Genomic DNA, 17,362 nt, shown 5'->3' with positions numbered 1-17,362 from the left:
AACAGGCGGGCGACCGAATATCTCCGGCCGCCCTTATGCGTCTTAGAGCCCTTGGGCGCGCAGCTTGCCGTCGAGGAACTTTTTGGCACGCGGCACGTCGGATTCTTCCAGGTGCTCGATGATCATCGGAATGTTCGGATGCTTGCGGGCGAGCAGCTTCAGATAGAGATCGTAGTTCAAGGAACCGAGGCCAGGAGCCGGCAGCTCGATTTCGCCAACGCCACGGAATGTGTGGCTCTCGGACGCATCGGCGTCGCCGATGTCGGCATGCTTTTCGGACTTGTCACCGCCCGAGCGCTTGACGTCCTTGGCATGGCCGATCTTGATCTTGTCCTGCAACGTATCGAAGACCTGGTTCAGGATCCTGTCCATGTCGTCGATGTTGTGGGTCTCGAAGTAGTTCGTCGGATCCATGAGCAATCCGAGGCCCGGATGATCCACCTGCGCGAACATCTTCACCGTTTCTTCGACCGAACCCACAACGTTGTTGACGTAGGTTTCTAAAAGGAACGTCGCACCATGGTCATAGGCGAACTGGCTGAGGTCGGCGATGACCTTGCGGCATTCCTCGAAGCCTTCCTCGGTCTTGTTCTTCGGGTGATGCACCCAATCGGACTCGGTGTTGTAGGTTCCTGTCTCGGAGATCACATAGGGCGTGCCGAGATACTGGGCATGCCGGATGATTTCCTTGAGGTAGCCAACCCGGCGGGCGCGCTCGTCCTTGTCCGGATGGATGATGTTGGTGTAGCCGGAAATGCAGCAGATCGGCAGGTTGTGGTCACGGAAGGTGTTACGGATCGTGTTGCACTTGTCCTTGGTGATCTGACCTGCACTAAGGTCGATATCCTTGAAGTGCATGTCGAGCTGCACGGTGTTGAAATCCAGCGAACGGATCTTCCTGGCGGTTTCCTCGAGCGTGTACGGGAAATAGGCGGTAAAAATGCCGGTTTGCATCATGGTGATAGTCCTCCCTATTGATCAGATAATCGAAATTTCGTTGAGCTTGATGGCGCGGCCTTCGTCCATCGACCTGTAGCCTGCCTCGACGAGCGCCATGGTCTTGACGTTGTCGGCGATGTTGAGCACCGGCGTCTCGTCATGCTTGACGGCATATTGAAGTTGTTCCATGACGCCGATGAAGGCATGCGGGAACCACATCGTGTCCCAGGTCGGCGTCACCCATTTTCCGCCCGTAGTCCTTTTCGAGGCGTAGGTCAGTGTGGACGCTTCGCCGTTCGGCCAGCCGATCGTGCCATACGCGACCCCATCTGTGCCTTCGACGCGCCACTTGATGTAGAACTCGCTGTCGAAGCCCTCTTCGCGCGGACCGGCCCAGACGTCTTCCATCGAGACCGCCAACACGTTGTTGGGGAACTTGATGGTCGAGACGGTGATTCCGTCCTTGTGCTTGAATTTCGTGCGCGGGTCCGAGCGGGTGGCGGTGTAGATCTCCTCAGGATCTCCGAACAGGAAGCGCAGCACGTCGAGATGATGCACGCTCATGTTCGACAGCGTCAGCCGGTCGAATTCTTCGAGAAACGTCTGCCAATGCGGGATTGCCCGCATGTCGATGGTTGCCATGACCACCTGGCCGAGTTCGCCCTTGTCTAGGATCTGCTTGAGAACCTGCATCGACTGGTCGTAGCGCATGTTCTGGTTGACGGAGAGCGTCTTGCCGGCCGCTTGCGCCTCATCGCGTAGCTGGCGGGCCTCATCGAGCGATAGTGCCAGCGGCTTCTGCGCCAGAATTCCCTTGATGTGAGGCTGCTTGAGAGCCTCACGGATCAAAGCGGGCTGCTGGTCCGGCGGGAAGGCAAGGTCGATGATCTCGATCGACGGGTCCTTGATCAGGTTTTCCGGCGTGTCATGTACTTTGGGAATGCCCCAGCGGTCGGCGACTTTCTGGGCATTGGCCCTGGTGCGCGAGGCAATCGCCGCAACATTGAAGCCGGCTTCCTTGTAGGCGGCCAGGTGGCATTCGGCCATGATCATGCCGGCGCCGATGCAGCCGACCCTGTACTCCTTGACCCGGACATCGACGTCCGGTTTGAACCCCTTGGCGTCAGCCATGAAAACTCCTCCCATTATTGCCCGGACTGAACAGGCGCTAGCGCTAGTCCGTCCGGCTTGAAGAAATGGATGCGGCGCGGATCGCACGACAGCGCCACATCGGTGTCTACCCTGATGTCCGGATGGCCGCGCATCAGGGCGCGCAACTTTTCCTCGCCCGCCGTCAGCGTCACGACGGTGTAGCCGCCCAGCGGCTCGACCTCAAAGACCTTCGCTGGTGTCCCCGCCTTTCCGGAGGTCCACGGCTCAGCCTTCAGGTCTTCCGGGCGTATTCCGATGCCGGATGCACCAGCCGGAACAGCCAGACCGCCAAGGTCAATCGTGCCGGCACCTGCCGATCCATTATTGAGGGCAAGCAGGTTGATCGCCGGCGACCCCAGCAGGCGTGCCACATACTGGCTCTCTGGATGATCGTAGATCTCGGATGGCTTGCCGGTCTGGCGGATGTGACCGTTTTCCATGATCGCCATCCGGTCGGCGATGGACATCGCCTCTTCCTGGTCGTGCGTTACGTAGACCAGCGTGTGGCCGAGCTCGCGCTGGATGCGCTTGAGTTCCACGCGTGTCTCCTCCCGGAGACGTGCGTCGAGAGCCGAAATCGGGTCGTCCATGAGATAAGCGGCGGGATCGCGCACCAAGGCCCGGGCAATCGCCACGCGCTGCCGTTCGCCGCCGGAAAGCTGCGCCGGCGGTTTATGCAGGAGGTGACCGATATGAAGCTTCTCCGACACTGCGGCAACCCGCGCCCTGATCTTGTCTTCTGGCACCTTGCGCTCGACAAGCGGAAAGCGGACATTCTGCTCGGCTGTCATATGCGGGAAAAGTGCCAGGTTCTGGAACACCATCGCCACGTTGCGCTCGGCCGGCGACAGCGCGTTGACCGGCTTGCCGCCGATCAGGATCTCTCCACTGTCAGGCATTTCGAGCCCGAGGATCATTTTCAGGATCGTCGACTTGCCGGAAAGCGGCGGACCAAAAAAACAGAAGAACTCGTTATCAGCGATGTCAAACGAGACGTTGTTGACCGCAATCGTATTGCCGAACCGCCTGGTGACATTGCGGAATGAAATGCTGGCCATAGTTCATGCCCTCCCGATTGCCATGCCGCTTTCGGCATCGAAGAGGCGCACCGCACCCGGATTGACCGTCAGCCTGGCGCACATGCCGGCTTCCAGCCCGTTGTCGTTGTCCATGACGATCTTGATCGTTGCCTTGTCGCGACCGAGATGAACGATGGTGCGCGCGCCGATCCGCTCGACGAAGAATACCGGTATCCCGCCCTCGCCCGTCGCGGCCAAGGTCGCCTGTTCCGGCCGGAAGCCGTAATAGACTTCGCGACGGTTTTCGTTGGCCGCGCAGCGTGCCAGGCTGTCTTCGAGCGTATCGGACATGCCGAAGGTACCCATATCAGCGGCAAGGCTGCCGCCACTGTCTGCCAATGTCGACCTGACGAGGTTCATGCCGGGCGAACCGAGAAAGCCGGCGACGAAGGTATTGGTCGGGTTGTTGTAGACCTCGACGGGCGAACCACTCTGTTGCAACACGCCATGGTCCATGACGGCGATGCGGTCGGCCATAGTCATGGCTTCGAGCTGGTCGTGCGTGACGTAGACCATCGTCTGCTTGAACTGTCGCTGCAAATGCTTGAGCTCGGTGCGCATGACGGCGCGGAAGGCCGCATCGACATTAGACAAGGGCTCGTCGAGCAGGAAGATTGCCGGCTCCACGATTGCCGACCGGCCAATCGCAAGCCGCTGCAGGATATTGACCGATAGCTTCGCCGACGGCTGCTTGAGGAGCGGCCCGAGTTGCAGGAATTCGGCTATCGCCCTGACCCTGCGGTCAATTTCGGCCTCTGGCAGCTTGCGCACCCTCAGTCCGTAGGCGAGGTTTTCGTAGACGTTCATATGCGTGAAAATCGCATAGTTCTGGAATACGAAGCCGACGCCGCGCTTGCCCATGGACACGCCCGACATGTCGCGGCCGTCGAACAGGATGCGGCCTTCGGACGGGTCTTCCATGCCGGCGATCATGTTCATGGTCGTCGACTTGCCGCAGCCGGATGGGCCCAGCAGCGCGACGAACTCGCCGTCGTTGATTTTCAGATCCATGGTCTTGAGCGCTTGGAATGCCCCAAAACTCTTCTTGAGGTTTTCGAGATGGATGGAGGTCATGCCCGGCCTCCTTCGCGCGCGGCGTTCATTTTCTTGATGGCAAAGTTCACCGCGATGGAAAGGACGATCAGGATCACCAACGCGATTGCCGCGACATAGCCCCAGATCAGGTCGTTCTGCGTGACCTTGTAGATGTAGACAGAGATCGTCTCGGTCGCGACGCCAGGGCCGCCGCCCGTCATGATGTAGAGCGTGTCGAAGATCTTGAAGTTCTCGATCACGCGGATGGCCAATGCAATGATGATGATGGTCTTCATCTTCGGCAGGATGATCGTACGGAACCGTTGTGGCCAACTTGCACCGAGCAAAGTGGCGGCGCGCAGTTGGTCTTCCGGCACTCCGGCCAGCCCCGCCAACAGGATGAGGAACATCAGCGGCGTCCACTGCCATATATCAGCCACCATCACGGCCACCATTGCCCAGCCGGGGCTGGACAGCCACGCAAGCGTGAACTGCGCTCCGGTCAGGTTCGAAATGATGTCGTTGATCGGTCCGCCGGATTGGAACAGCATGAAGAACATGTAGCCGGCCACGGCTGGCACGACCATCATCGGCATCAGCAGAATGGAATAGAACACCCGCTTGCCGCGAAAATCGTCCATGAACAGCAGCGCGAGTGCAAAGCCGAGCAAGAATTCGGCAGGCACGCAGACCAGCATCACCAGCACGGTACGGCCGAGCGCGTCCCAGAAGCGCGTATCGACGGCAAGGTCGGTGTAGTTGGCGAATGTGTTCCAAGATTCCCAGGCCATCCACCAGCCCACGCCGTCCAGCGGTGACCAGTCTGTCATCGAAATGTAAAGCTGCATCAGCAGCGGGAAGACTGAAATGAACAGCACGAGAATCTGTGCGGGCAGCGTCAGGCGGAAACCGAGCTTGCGACTTTCTCGATCAGTTCCGGCGATCACAGCGACAGCCACTGTCGGAATGGAAATGGCATCGGTCATTGCTTGAGAGCTCCAAAGGTCAGGCCGCGCACCAGATGCTTCTGGATGGCGATACCCATGATCACCGGCGGCACTGCGGCGATCAGGCCGAGCGCGGCCTTGGCGCCATACAACTGGCCGGTCATCGAGGAGGAAAGCGAAGCCATATAGACCGGAATCGTCACCCACTCGCGCGTCGTCAGCAGCAGGCCGATCAGATAATCCGACCAGTTGAGGATGAAGACGAACAGGGCCGAGCTTGCCAGTGGTGCCCGCATCATCGGCAAGGTGATCTGGGTGAAGACACGGAACCGAGAGCAGCCTTCGACGCGTGCGGCGTCCTCGATTTCCCGCGGCATGTCATCGAAGAAAGTTTTCATCAGCCAGAAGGCGAAAGGCAGCGTGACGATGCCATAGATCAGCGCCAGTCCCCACCAGGTATCGACCAAACCGAGGAATGCCCACATGATCATCACGGGTATCATCACGGCCATTGGCGGAAATAGCCGAAGCTGGATCAGTGCAAGCGGCAGGTTGTTGCCGGAGCCGAAGCGCGACAGGCCATAGGCGGCCGACGTGCCGGCGATCATGGCAATCAGCGTGCCGAAGACCGCCGACAACAGTGAGGAGAGGATGGGCTTTGCAGCGGTCTTGTCGAGCGCCACGATCAGATCGCTGGTCGACGTGCCGAAAATGAAGCGGAAATTGTCGAGCGTCGGGATCTTCGGCCACCAGGTCAGGTCGGCGCCGGAGGCGGACCATTCGGCAATCGGCTTGAAGGCCATCGACGCCATCCACAGGATCGGCACCAGGGTCACGGCCACCGCCGCGACAATGGCCAGATACCTGAACGTTTCGAAAATAGGTGAACGGGTCATCGTCTCAATCTGAATATCGTCTGCAACTTGCATGGAAGGCGGCCGCCCGCCTCCCATGGTTTCAATTCAGGTATGGTGAGTATTCACACCGAGTCGGTGACCGTCGGCCACGCTGCCTTGTTGGCCTTGATCGCTTCGACCAACTTGTCCTCACCAGTGCGGCGCGCGATGCGCTTCCACTGTGTTTCGGTGTCGGCCATTGCCTGTTCCGGCGTCTTGGCCTTGGTCAGTGCGGCCATCAGGTTCTCGTCGAGCGCGTTGTGGAATGCCGTTGCGCCAGGGTAGTTGATCGTCGGCACAGTCCGGGCGACGCTCTCGCGAACGACATCCATGTGGTAGGCATGGTAAGTCTCCCGCACCAGCGGATCGGCGAAGTTCGCAAGCTGGAACGGGTCGAAGTAGCCACCCGGATTGGCCGTCATCCACGAACAGATGCGGCTGGAGCCCAGCCACTGCAGCAGCAGGTAGCAGACCTCCGGATGCTTGCTCTGCGAAGAGACGGAAGCCGAAAGATTGAGCCACAATACCGTGCGCTGGATAAGCTTGCCGTCGATCTCGCGACCCGGCGGAAGCATGGAACCGATCTTGCCTGTAACCTTCGACCCTTCGTTTGCCGCGTTGTCGAGAAACTTCGGCAGGTTCGAGAAGGCGCAGGTCATGGCAGCGCCGCCACCGGCGAAGTTGCCATACTGCTCAGGCCAGCCCCAGGAGATCGCGTCGGGGGAGTGGTGCGAAAGCGACTCGACATATTCGAGCGTAGCGGCATAGCCAGCATCGGAATTGATCAGCGCCTTACCGTCATCATCGAAGAGGAACTGGTTGGGATTGCCCATCGACACAAAGCGCTGATACCAGTTGGTATAACCCCAGCCCTGATTGCGCAGGTCGGTGCAACCAAACAGCCCCTTGTCTGGACGCTGGAAGAATGCCGCGACTTCCGCATGCTGCTTCCATGTCTTCGGCGGCGCAAGCTCATAGCCATACTTGTCGGAGAAGGCTTTCTTCTCGTTCTCGTCACCAAACAGGTCGGTGCGGTAGTTCCAGGTCTGAAAGTCACCATCCAGCGACACGCCGTAGGTCGATCCACGATACTGGTTCAGCAAGGACACGCCGGCAGCACCGCCGACATAACCGCGTTCCGGATCATCCCATTCCGGCTTGTGGGCCGCCACATAATCGTCGAGTGCGATGATGCCGCCGGTTTCGGCAAGATCGCCGAGCCGGTTCCATTCCACCGAGTAGATGTCGTAGGCACCGCTCTTGGTCGAGATGTCCTGCATGGTCTTGGTGAATTCCTGACCATTGGGCACGCCAACGATCTCCAGCTTGATGCCGGTTTCCTTTTCCCAAAGGTCCTTGATCGACGGAGCGCCCTTGGGGAACGGTTGCGTCAACTGACCGATCGAACCATCCGAAAGTCCGAGCACGATTTTCTCAGGAGCCTTGCCCGCAGCCTTCAGGCTCTTGGCCGCCTCGACAGCGCGACCTTCAGGCGTATCGGCACCATACTGATACCGTTCAGCGCCATCGAAGCCGGTTGGCCCACCAATCATGCCGGACGCAAGCGCATCCGCTGCGCGCGCCCTGCTGGGCCGGATGAACTGCGGCGCAATACCGACAGCGGCCGTAACACCGGCCAATCTTGTCGTCGTGGACAAGAATCCACGGCGTGACACTTCAAAATTCCTAGACATAGAAAACCTCCCTCACGCCGGACCTCCATCCGACTTGAGGTACATTGATTTACATCGCCGCGAATGTCAACATCATTTTAAATCATATTGCCGCATCAATCACATCGTGATAAATCAGATTTACGTCTTTACGGCTACTCTGGTGTAAACCATTGGAAATTTGTGAGGTTTTTTGATGCTTCCTGCCATGGACATGTAATCAGAGGTCGCAAGAGGTAATTTTTCTGTTGCATAGGATGCGTCTTGGACTACATCATTTCCAATCATTTGCAGGTGAAGGGAATCGCGAGTGCGCTCTACGCTGATCGACATAGCCAGGGAATCCGGTGTATCGACCGCCACGGTGGATCGTGTCCTTAATGATCGAGCAGGCGTCAGTGACAGGACGCGCACGATCGTTCTGGATACCGCACGAAGGCTTGGCTATTTCGGCACCACATCTGCGTCGTCCGACAAGATCCGGCTCGACTTCGTGCTGCCGATCGGGACAAATTCGTTCATCCTCAATCTGAAAAGCCAGCTCGAACGGCAAGGCGCCGCGCACGAGTCGGTCAGCTTCACCATGCATACGGTCGAGGGGTTCAATCCCATCTCGCTTGCGCAGAAGCTGATGGAGCTTAAGCAAACAACGCAAGGCGTCGCCCTGATCGCGCAGGATCATCCGGCCGTGCGGGAAGCCATGCGCGCGCTGCACGATTCGGGCATCAAGGTCGTGACTTTGGTCTCTGACATCCTTCATGTCTCGAGGTCCGGCTATGTCGGCATCGACAATCGCGCGGCCGGGAGACTCGCCGGCTATCTGCTGGGTCGTCTTCTGCCATCGAAGGAACCGCGCAAGATCGCGCTGTTTGCTGGCTCACTGTCCTATCGCGGTCATGAAGAGCGGGAGATGGGGTTTCGCCACATCATCTCGGAAGAATTTCCGCATCTTGAAATCGTCGAACTTCGCGAAATCCGCGACGACCGCAGCCGCGCCTATGAAGAAGCCGCCGCCCTGCTGAAGCGCCACCCCGATCTCGCCGGTGTCTACAACATCGGCGGGGGCAATTCCGGCATCGGCCAGGCAATCAACGAGACCGGCAAGCAGAAATCGATCATCTTCATCGGCCACGAACTGACCGACAACTCCAAAGCCCTGCTGATTTCCGGCACGATGGATGCAGTCATCGACCAGAACCCGCGCGTGGAAGCACGCGAGGCGATCTCGATGCTTGTCAACGCCATCACGGAGAAATCATTCGAGTACCATGCTCCGCGGCTCCAGGTGGTCTTCCGGGAAAACATTCCAGAATTGTGACGCTTGAGCCCGCACCAGGCTCATCACCGCTTATCCTTGTGCCATTTTGAAACATAACCGTCTGTTTCATCCGAAAGGCTTATGCCATTTCGCTGCGTCCAAAAAATCGCCTCTACGACCGAGGCCCGATCCGCACGATCAACAATCGAATCCTTGCAAGGCATTGAAATAACAAATCTTTATGAGATACGCATTTTCGCGCAGTGCCGTAACGAACATGCAAACGGGATGCTGAGTACCGTCCCGGCTATTGGCAAACACCTCCATTGCCACAACCCGCGTCTCTAATCGCTTGCCTGTTGCTGCGTATTTTATTTAAGCTTTTATTGACCATGAAAGGGCGAACCAGCATGCGGCAACCAACGTCTGATGCCGATAGAAAAAAGGCTACGCCGAAGGCCCGCGACAACAGCCAGAACGACGAGAGGCTGGTCGAGATCCTGAAGGCAGGTGCGATTCTGGCGCCCGGAGCAACGGTAGCCAGCAACCGCGCGGACAGCAGCGCACTTTCACAGGCCTATGCGATTGTGCTGTTGATGGGATTGATGACCGCGGCCTACGTCCACGGACTCGTTACCGGACAGCGAGGTTAACCGACGGTCTCAGCTGTCCGAATTTCTTGGCCAGGACTTCCGGGGGGCTGGTACGACAAATCACTGGCGCCGGAAGCTGGAAAAAAGCTGCTTGACGCAGGCCCCCCCTTCGGTGGCGAGATCGAACTGCATTCCGAAGCGAAGCCAATCCGTATAGACCCCCTTCATCAGCCAGAGAAAGCTTCTGGCGGCCACATCGGGTGTCCAGCTGGATGCTAACTGCCCTTTTTCGTATGCACCTTTGAATGCCGTCAGCAAGAACTGGCAGCTGGAGGCGTCTGCCTCGCGCTGCTTCTGCAGGATACCAGCCATTTCAGGGCTATAGTCGCAGCGGAACAGGATTGTGTAAATCCGGCTGCGGCGTTCGTCCTTCGACATTTCATCGAGCCAGCTTGCCGAGGTCCTTTCCAAAACCGACAGAGGATCGTCCGGATTTGCCTGAAGCTCCCTGAGGATCATGTCCTCGTGTGGCATCGGTGCCGAATCATAGAGTGCGAGCAGCAACTCGGTCTTGTTGGCAAAATGCCAATAGATCGCACCCCGGGTAACCCCGGCATCGCGGGCGACATCCTCCAATGTCGTTTCCGCGATACCCTTGTCGTAGAAGACGCGCTCCGCCGAAGCAATAATGCTCGAACGCGTCTCCGCTGCTTCCGCCTTGGTCCTGCGCATGCTGCCTCCTTCACGCCCAACCGGGCGTGCAGCTACTGACGGTTACCCGCCTCACTCGGCGGCAGAAGCCACCGGTTCGCCCGAGCCGACGTTCGTATCTGCAACATCCTTCGGCTTTCTATGAAAAAGCTTGGTGACGAAGACAAAGAACACCGGCACAAAGAACACCGCAAGCACGGTTGCCGAGATCATTCCACCCATAACGCCCGTACCGATGGCGCGCTGGCTGCCAGCACTGGCACCGGTAGCAATCGCGAGCGGCAGAACGCCGAGCGTGAAGGCCAACGAGGTCATGAGGATCGGCCGGAACCGCAAGTGAGCGGCTTCGATGGTTGCCTCAAGCAGCGGCTTGCCTTCCTTGTGCAGATCCTTGGCGAACTCGATGATCAGGATCGCGTTCTTTGCCGACAGGCCGATGATGGCGATGAGACCGACCTTGAAGTACACGTCGTTGGACATGTCCCGCAGCACGACTGCAAGAACCGAGCCGATGACCCCCAGCGGCACCACCATCATGACGGCGACTGGAATGGACCAGCTCTCGTAGAGCGCGGCCAGCACTAGGAAGATGAGCAGGCACGACAGGGCGATCAGCATCGGCGCCTGGGAGCCGGACTGGATTTCCTGCAACGACTGCCCCGTCCACTCGAAACCGAAACCGGGCGGCAACTGACCAGCCAGACGCTCCATCTCGGTGATCGCTTCGCCGGACGAATATCCAGGCTTGGCTTCGCCACCGATGCGGACCGAGGGATAACCATTGTAGCCAACCGTCTGCGCTGGGCCGGTCGTCCAATCGATCGATGCGAATGAAGAGATCGGCACCATGCCACCATTCGAATTACGGACGTTGAGCTTCAACAGGTCGGAAGTCTGCATACGCTTGTTCTGGTCGGCTTGAACAGTGACGCGCTGCAACCTGCCAGCATTGGGGAAGTCGTTGACGTAATTGGAGCCAAGGCTCGTGGCAATCGTCGTATTGATGTCCGCAAACGAAACGCCGAACGTGTTGGCCTTTTCGCGGTCGATGACCAGATTGACCTGTGCGGCCTCCGGCATGCCTTCCACGCGCAGTCCCTGTAGTACCGGGCTTTGCGAGGCTGCGGCCAGGAGCTGGTCACGAGCGGCAGCAAGTGCTGTCGATCCGTGGCCGGCGCGATCCTGAAGGCGGAAGGAGAAGCCGTTGGTGGTGCCGAGCCCCTGGATGGCCGGAGGCGAAAGCGCAAAGCTGATCGCATCCTTGATGCCGCCGAACATCTGCATGCTGGCGCGACCGGCAATTGCCTCGGCCGAGTTGTTTTGATCGCGTTCCTTCCAATCCTGGAGCGTTACGAAGGCCAGGCCGGCATTGTCGCCGGTTCCGTTGAAGCTGAAACCGCTGATCGCAATGATCTTGGCGACCGCGGGCTCGTTGGCAAAAATACCCTCGATCTGTTCAATGACTGCAGTCGTACGGTTCGATGTCGCGTCAGTCGGAGCCTGAACGTTGACGATGATAAAGCCCTGGTCTTCATTCGGCAGGAACGAAGCAGGCAGGCTTACGAACAGGTAGCCGAGACCGACGAGCAGCGCCAGATAGACCACCATGTAACGACCGGTGCGGCGAACGAGCCCACCCACGACCTTGCTGTAACCATGCGAGGCCTTGTCGAAACCTCGGTTGAACCAACCGAACGGGCCCCTCTTGGTCGCGTGATGACCTTTGGGGATCTGCTTGAGGAAGGTCGCGCACAGCGCAGGCGTCAGCGAAAGAGCCAGCAGCGCCGAGAACAGGATCGAAACCACCATCGTCAGACTGAACTGGCGATAAATGACGCCGACCGCGCCCGGGAAGAAGGCCATGGGGATGAACACTGCGCAGAGCACAAGGGTGATGCCGATGACGGCGCCCGTGATCTGCTTCATTGCCTTGCGGGTCGCTTCCCGCGGGCTCAGTCCCTCTTCCGACATGATGCGTTCGACGTTCTCGACCACGATGATCGCGTCATCGACAAGGATGCCGATTGCCAGCACCATGGCGAACATGGTCAGCACGTTGATCGAAAACCCGGTGGCGAGCATCACGGCGCAGGTTCCGAGAAGTGCGATGGGCACGACGATGGTCGGGATCAACGTGTAACGGAAGTTCTGCAGGAACAGGAACATCACGATAAAGACGAGCACAACCGCTTCGACCAGCGTACTCAGAACCTTCTCGATCGAGATCTTCACGAACGGGCTGGTGTCATACGGGACGGTGTACTTGACACCCGGCGGGAACATCTTGGAAAGCTCCGCCATACGCGCCTCGACCGCCTCGGAGGTCGCCATGGCATTGGCCGATGGCGAAAGCTGCACGCCGACAGCGGCGGCAGGATGGCCATCCAGCCGGCTCGAGAAGTTATAGGACGCTCCACCCACCTCAATGCGCGCAATATCGCGAAGTCGGACATTGGATCCGTCCGGATTGGCGCGCAGAATAATCGAACCGAATTCTTCCGGTGTGCCGAGCTGGCCCTTGATCAAGACGCTCGCGCTGGTTTCCTGCGAGACCGGGTTCGGCTGGGCGCCGATGCGGCCGGCGGCTACCTGGGCGTTCTGCGTCCGGATGGCGTTCGTAACGTCGCCGGCGGTGAGATTCAGGCCCACCATCTTGTCTGGATCCAGCCACACGCGCATGGCACGCTCTGTGGCGAAAAGCTGTGCTTTGCCAACACCCGGAACGCGTCGGATTTCCGACAGCACGTTTCGGCTCATATAGTCGCCGAGGCTGACCGCATCCATGGAGCCGTCTTCGGACGAAAGCGCCACCACCATGAGGAAGCCTGAGCCGGCTTCTTCGACCTGGATACCCTGCTGTGTGACGATGTCGGGAAGCCGCGGCTCGACGCGCCGCACACGGTTCTGAACATCAACCGCAGCCTGGCCGGAATCGGTGCCGGGCGCGAATGTCGCCGTGATTGTGATGTAGCCGGAGGAATCTGACGCCGACTCGAAATAAAGCAGGCCGTTGATGCCGTTCAGCTCGTCTTCGATCAGCCGGGTGACACTTTGATAGATTTCTTCCGATGTCGCACCGGGGTAATTCGTCGACACAGAAATCTGCGGCGGCGCGACCTTCGGATATTGCGAGATCGGCAAGAGCGGAATCGAAATCGCACCTGCAACCATGATCAGGATGGCGACGACCCACGCGAAAATCGGACGATCAATAAAAAAACTAGGCATTGTCTGTCCTCAATTCGCCTTGGCGGCTTCGTCGGCTGGCTTGGCAGCCTGTTCGGCCGGCTTCCAATCGGACGGCGCGACTTTGGCGCCCGGCCTGATCTTCTGGAAACCCTCGACAATCACTTTCTCGCCAGCCTTGAGGCCGGAAGCGATGACGTAGCGACTACCGACGGTGCGCCCGGCATTGACCACGCGCAGTTCGGCGACGTCATCCTTGCCCACGACATAGATTTGCGCCTTGCCGGAAGCATCGCGCTGGACGGCCTGTTGCGGCACCGCGATAGCGTCCTTCTCAACGCCCTGCTCGATCTCGACGCGCACATACATGCCCGGAAGCAGGTCTCCCTGCGGATTGGGAAACTCGCCACGCAGGATCACCTGGCCGGTGGTCGCGTCGACGGCTGCTTCGGTAAACAGCAGACGTCCGGTGTGTTGGTAGGGCGTGCCGTCGTCCATCCGCAGACGCACGGGCACTTCACCCGGCTTGCTGATCATGCCGCCGCTTTCAAGCGCCTTGCGAAGCCGGATCAGATCCGCCGCGGGCTGGGTGAAGTCGGCATAGACGGGATCCAGCTGCTGGATCGTCGCGAGATTTTCCACGCCGTTGACCGTGACGAGCGCACCTTCCGTTACCAGAGCGCGACCGATGCGCCCGCTGATTGGCGCGGTAACGCTGGCATACTGAAGATTGAGCTTGGCCGTTGCCAGCCCGGCTTCGGCTGCCGCAACATCAGCGTCGGCAATTGCGAGCTGTGCGACCGCGTTGTCGACATTCTGGGCGCTTGTAACGTTGGACTTCCGCAGTTCCTGCTGACGGTCGACAAGCTGCTTGGCCTGCAACTGCACAGCCTCGGCACGACGCATCGTCGCCTCGGCACTTGCGACCTGAACTTTGAACGGCTCCGGATCGATCTGATAGAGGACGTCGCCCGCCTTCACCTTCGAACCCTGTTCGAATACGCGCGCAGTAATGATGCCGCTGACGCGTGGCCTGACTTCGGCAATCCGAGTCGGCGCGATGCGCCCGGGAAGCTCGTTGGTGATCGGCAGCGGCTCGGCAACTGTCGTGATCGTGGCTACGGCTGACGGTGGGAAGACTGGCGCCGCAGCATTTTGCGGTGCCTTTTCGTCGGAGCAGCCAGCGAGGGCGGCCAGGCCGAACAAAGCGACAAACGGAGCAAGGCGATTGATTTTCATCGATAATTCCACTGCAAAGAGGTGACCGTTCTGGCTCGCACCAGTCGTGAAAACAGGATCGGTTGGGAACGCCACATCCTGCTCCGCCTCACGCGAAATCAGCCATGGCACTTACAAACATTCATGAATGTTAGTTGACGTTGGCGGGAAAATCAATGGTGCAATGCACAAGACCGGAACAAAAAAGGTGACCGTCGCGGCCACCTTTTGCTGATTGTTGCAATTTTGCAAGCCGCTAATGTGCTCTTTCCGGAAACAGGGCGCGAAGCCCCTCGCCTGACGCCGGCGCAACGCCGCGCTCGGTAATCAGGCCGGTAATCAACCGCGCCGGCGTCACATCGAACGCCGGATTTGACGCCGGCGTACCTTCCGGCGAAATCCGCAGACGACTGACGGAGCCGTCGCCTGCCTTGCCCTGAATGAAGCTGACTTCATCCTCGTCCCGTTCCTCGATCGGGATCTCTACCACCCCGTCCGAGACCGTCCAGTCGATCGTCGGCGACGGCAGCGCCACGTAGAAAGGCACATTGTTGTCCTTGGCGGCAAGCGCCTTCAGGTAGGTGCCGATCTTGTTGCAGACGTCACCCTGGCTAGTGGTTCGATCCGTACCGACGATCACCATGTCGATCTTGCCGTGCTGCATCATATGCCCGCCGGCATTGTCGACGATTAGCGTGTGCGGAACGCCGTGCCCGACCATCTCCCAGGCGGTCAGTTGCGCGCCCTGATTTCTCGGCCGGGTCTCATCGACGTAGACATGCACCGGGATGCCCTCTTCCGTGGCGAGGTAGATGGGTGCCGTCGCCGTGCCGTAGTCTACCGTTGCGAGCCATCCCGCATTGCAATGCGTAAGTATGTTCACCGGCTCTCCAGGTTCCTTGCCGGCAGCGATTTTCCTGATGATCTCGAGTCCGTTTTGGCCGATGCGGCGGTTGAGCTCGATATCCTCCTCGGCAATCTCGGCTGCCCGTCGATAGGCGGCGTCAGCACGCCGATCAGGAGAAAGAGGCGCAAGAAACGTCTTCATCTCATTGAGCGCCCACCGCAAGTTTATCGCTGTCGGGCGTGTTTCATTGAGTTCATTCCACGTTTTTTCGAGATTTTCATCGCCTGGATCAGAGACCATTGCGATAGCAATGCCGTAAGCGGCGGTAACGCCAATCAAAGGCGCGCCCCGCACCCACATGTCGCGGATCGCAGTTGCAACGTCGGCAACCGTCTTCAAAGTGACGATGCGGAATTCATGTGGCAGCCAGCGCTGATCGATGATGTCGACAGATTGCCCATCTTCGTTGAGCCAGATTGTTCTATAATGTTGATTGGCGACTTTCACTTGACCTGCTCCTTCTCAAGCCGCTCCGCGAGCGCCGAAATCTCGGCCATGCTGCGTATGCGACTACGGTTGACGGCAAGATGCCGCCCGAATTTCAATGCCTTGGCCTCGCAACATGCACGCATGTCGTGGTCGGCAATCGTCTCGAAATCGGCGTTGTGGGCGAGGCCGAGAATACGGCGGTGAATTTCCACGCCGGCAAAGCCCAGCATGTCGTTCCAGATGTCGTCCAGGATCCGATCGAGTGCCTGCTCGGCGCCGAGCGCGTCTCCCTGCGCTTCGAAAAGCGATGCCTGATAGAGAATACCCTTGCGCTCGGTGCGCCAGAGATGACCGAATTCGGTGGCGAACACATCCCAGATCTCAGTCGCCGTGTGCAGCAAATAGGCACGCATGGAGTGGCGCTCGCCGCGTTCCTCGTGTCCGCTCTGCGAGAAGTAGCTCATCCAGAAATTGGCGATCAGCATCCCGACATCGAAGGCAATTGGTCCATAGAATGCGAATTCCGGATCTATCACCTTGGTTTCCGCATCGGTCACCATGACCGAACCGGTATGCAGGTCCCCGTGGCAGAGCGTTTCGGCATTGGCCGAGAACAGATGCTTGAGGCGTTGCGCTTCGACCTTCAGATCTCGATCGCGGCGCAGTTCAGCGACCAGATCATCGAGCTGGGGCGATGTGTGTCGGTTGAGCGGCGCTTCGAAATAGGGGTCGGAAAACACCAATGCCTCTGTGATGTCGCAAAGCGCCACATTGTCGGAAAACAGCGCCAGATCGGCCTTCTTCTCCCGCGTAACCATCGACAGGTCCGAGCCGCGAAACAGGGTTCTGGCGACGAAAAGCCCGAGATCGCGGCCAACCCTTGGCAGTTCACGGCCGTCGATCAGCGCCCTGCGCAAGATCACATGCGGCGTGAGGAACTCCATGACGATGATCGCCTGGGCCTGATCGAAATGGAAAATCTCGGGCGTCATGCCGGGATCGCGCGCACCCTGACGCATCAACGCATGATATTCGAAGAAGGAGCGTTTCAGCGGCAACGGCCAGCTCTCCCCGACCAGACGGACGTAGGGCAACGCCTGCTTGACGATAACGGAGCCGATATCGCCCTTCACGATGAAGACAAGGTTGAGGTTTCCATCGCCCACTTCCGCAACTGTCCACTTGCCCGGATCCTGGCCAATTCTTTCACGCAACGCGTCCAGAGCGCCCAGCCGCGCGGCAAGCGTTTCCACCGACAAGGCAACGAATGCCAACATCTGATCCTCTCCTCCCGAAGTCATGATTTGAGGGTCTCCCATACCCCGTTAGACCTGAGTTA

At 59.0% G+C, this 17,362-nt stretch carries 14 protein-coding genes; 2 read left to right on the top strand and 12 right to left on the bottom strand.

Features of this window, described 5'->3' with window-relative positions; genetic code table 11:
• Positions 1–42 precede the first annotated feature (42 nt).
• The 7 genes from JJB09_RS12155 to JJB09_RS12125 all read right to left on the bottom strand — a co-directional run bounded on the left by JJB09_RS12155 (position 43) and on the right by JJB09_RS12125 (position 7,742).
• Entirely contained in the window at positions 43–957 is a 915-nt protein-coding gene (locus JJB09_RS12155; RefSeq protein WP_201658154.1) for a sugar phosphate isomerase/epimerase family protein, read from the bottom strand.
• Positions 958–978: 21 nt separating this feature from the next.
• Positions 979–2,070 (bottom strand): Gfo/Idh/MocA family protein, encoded by a 1,092-nt coding sequence (locus tag JJB09_RS12150; RefSeq protein ID WP_201658150.1) that lies wholly within the window; start codon positions 2,068–2,070, stop codon positions 979–981.
• Between the two features lie 14 nt (positions 2,071–2,084).
• The gene (locus JJB09_RS12145; RefSeq protein WP_201658147.1) at positions 2,085–3,149 is read right to left on the bottom strand and encodes an ABC transporter ATP-binding protein; all 1,065 of its coding nucleotides are present in this window, start codon (positions 3,147–3,149) and stop codon (positions 2,085–2,087) included.
• 3 nt (positions 3,150–3,152) lie between these two features.
• Positions 3,153–4,244: an ABC transporter ATP-binding protein gene (locus tag JJB09_RS12140; RefSeq protein WP_201658144.1), complete on the bottom strand. Its 1,092-nt coding sequence runs from the start codon at positions 4,242–4,244 to the stop codon at positions 3,153–3,155.
• The gene (locus JJB09_RS12135) at positions 4,241–5,191 is read right to left on the bottom strand and encodes a carbohydrate ABC transporter permease (RefSeq protein WP_201658141.1); all 951 of its coding nucleotides are present in this window, start codon (positions 5,189–5,191) and stop codon (positions 4,241–4,243) included. Before JJB09_RS12135 ends, JJB09_RS12140 begins: the two co-directional genes overlap by 4 nt.
• The gene (locus JJB09_RS12130; RefSeq protein ID WP_201658138.1) at positions 5,188–6,048 is read right to left on the bottom strand and encodes a carbohydrate ABC transporter permease; all 861 of its coding nucleotides are present in this window, start codon (positions 6,046–6,048) and stop codon (positions 5,188–5,190) included. The genes JJB09_RS12135 and JJB09_RS12130 overlap by 4 nt, the downstream gene beginning before the upstream one ends.
• 83 nt (positions 6,049–6,131) lie before the next feature.
• Positions 6,132–7,742, bottom strand: coding sequence for an extracellular solute-binding protein (locus tag JJB09_RS12125; protein WP_201658135.1), 1,611 nt, complete (start codon positions 7,740–7,742; stop codon positions 6,132–6,134).
• 289 nt (positions 7,743–8,031) lie between these two features.
• Between JJB09_RS12125 and JJB09_RS12120 the strand changes: the two genes are divergently transcribed.
• Both JJB09_RS12120 and JJB09_RS12115 read left to right on the top strand, forming a co-directional pair.
• A complete protein-coding gene (locus tag JJB09_RS12120; RefSeq protein ID WP_201658132.1) occupies positions 8,032–9,039 on the top strand; it encodes a substrate-binding domain-containing protein in 1,008 nt (335 codons plus the stop codon).
• A gap of 350 nt (positions 9,040–9,389) precedes the next feature.
• Positions 9,390–9,632 carry a hypothetical protein gene (locus JJB09_RS12115; RefSeq protein WP_201658129.1) on the top strand — a complete coding sequence of 81 codons (243 nt, stop codon included), beginning with the start codon at positions 9,390–9,392 and terminating at the stop codon, positions 9,630–9,632.
• Positions 9,633–9,692: 60 nt separating this feature from the next.
• Here JJB09_RS12115 and JJB09_RS12110 read toward each other — a convergent pair whose 3' ends face one another.
• The 5 genes from JJB09_RS12110 to mtnK all read right to left on the bottom strand — a co-directional run bounded on the left by JJB09_RS12110 (position 9,693) and on the right by mtnK (position 17,300).
• Positions 9,693–10,304: a TetR family transcriptional regulator gene (locus tag JJB09_RS12110; protein WP_201658126.1), complete on the bottom strand. Its 612-nt coding sequence runs from the start codon at positions 10,302–10,304 to the stop codon at positions 9,693–9,695.
• A 51-nt stretch (positions 10,305–10,355) separates the two neighbouring features.
• Positions 10,356–13,511 carry an efflux RND transporter permease subunit gene (locus JJB09_RS12105; protein WP_201658123.1) on the bottom strand — a complete coding sequence of 1,052 codons (3,156 nt, stop codon included), beginning with the start codon at positions 13,509–13,511 and terminating at the stop codon, positions 10,356–10,358.
• 9 nt (positions 13,512–13,520) lie between these two features.
• On the bottom strand, positions 13,521–14,708 hold the full coding sequence (locus JJB09_RS12100; protein WP_201658121.1) for an efflux RND transporter periplasmic adaptor subunit: 1,188 nt from the start codon (positions 14,706–14,708) through the stop codon (positions 13,521–13,523).
• Between the two features lie 235 nt (positions 14,709–14,943).
• A complete protein-coding gene (mtnA, locus tag JJB09_RS12095) occupies positions 14,944–16,041 on the bottom strand; it encodes an S-methyl-5-thioribose-1-phosphate isomerase (RefSeq protein ID WP_201658118.1) in 1,098 nt (365 codons plus the stop codon).
• Complete coding sequence (mtnK, locus tag JJB09_RS12090) at positions 16,038–17,300, bottom strand: S-methyl-5-thioribose kinase (protein WP_246748691.1); 1,263 nt, start codon at positions 17,298–17,300, stop codon at positions 16,038–16,040. Before mtnK ends, mtnA begins: the two co-directional genes overlap by 4 nt.
• Positions 17,301–17,362 lie beyond the last annotated feature (62 nt).

The sequence above is a fragment of the Phytoamicus setariae genome, from assembly GCF_016722925.1.
Classification (GTDB): Bacteria; Pseudomonadota; Alphaproteobacteria; order Rhizobiales; family Rhizobiaceae; genus Rhizobium_E; species Rhizobium_E setariae.
This window is presented reverse-complemented; position numbering and strand designations above follow the sequence as displayed.

What these genes read in the sequence shown, in the direction of transcription:
- JJB09_RS12155 (WP_201658154.1), bottom strand. Translation starts at nt 957, where the DNA reads ATGATGCAAACCGGCATTTTTACCGCCTATTTCCCGTACACGCTCGAG.
- JJB09_RS12150 (WP_201658150.1), bottom strand. Translation starts at nt 2,070, where the DNA reads ATGGCTGACGCCAAGGGGTTCAAACCGGACGTCGATGTCCGGGTCAAG.
- JJB09_RS12145 (WP_201658147.1), bottom strand. Translation starts at nt 3,149, where the DNA reads ATGGCCAGCATTTCATTCCGCAATGTCACCAGGCGGTTCGGCAATACG.
- JJB09_RS12140 (WP_201658144.1), bottom strand. Translation starts at nt 4,244, where the DNA reads ATGACCTCCATCCATCTCGAAAACCTCAAGAAGAGTTTTGGGGCATTC.
- JJB09_RS12135 (WP_201658141.1), bottom strand. Translation starts at nt 5,191, where the DNA reads ATGACCGATGCCATTTCCATTCCGACAGTGGCTGTCGCTGTGATCGCC.
- JJB09_RS12130 (WP_201658138.1), bottom strand. Translation starts at nt 6,048, where the DNA reads ATGACCCGTTCACCTATTTTCGAAACGTTCAGGTATCTGGCCATTGTC.
- JJB09_RS12125 (WP_201658135.1), bottom strand. Translation starts at nt 7,742, where the DNA reads ATGTCTAGGAATTTTGAAGTGTCACGCCGTGGATTCTTGTCCACGACG.
- JJB09_RS12115 (WP_201658129.1), top strand. Translation starts at nt 9,390, where the DNA reads ATGCGGCAACCAACGTCTGATGCCGATAGAAAAAAGGCTACGCCGAAG.
- JJB09_RS12110 (WP_201658126.1), bottom strand. Translation starts at nt 10,304, where the DNA reads ATGCGCAGGACCAAGGCGGAAGCAGCGGAGACGCGTTCGAGCATTATT.
- JJB09_RS12105 (WP_201658123.1), bottom strand. Translation starts at nt 13,511, where the DNA reads ATGCCTAGTTTTTTTATTGATCGTCCGATTTTCGCGTGGGTCGTCGCC.
- JJB09_RS12100 (WP_201658121.1), bottom strand. Translation starts at nt 14,708, where the DNA reads ATGAAAATCAATCGCCTTGCTCCGTTTGTCGCTTTGTTCGGCCTGGCC.
- mtnK (WP_246748691.1), bottom strand. Translation starts at nt 17,300, where the DNA reads ATGTTGGCATTCGTTGCCTTGTCGGTGGAAACGCTTGCCGCGCGGCTG.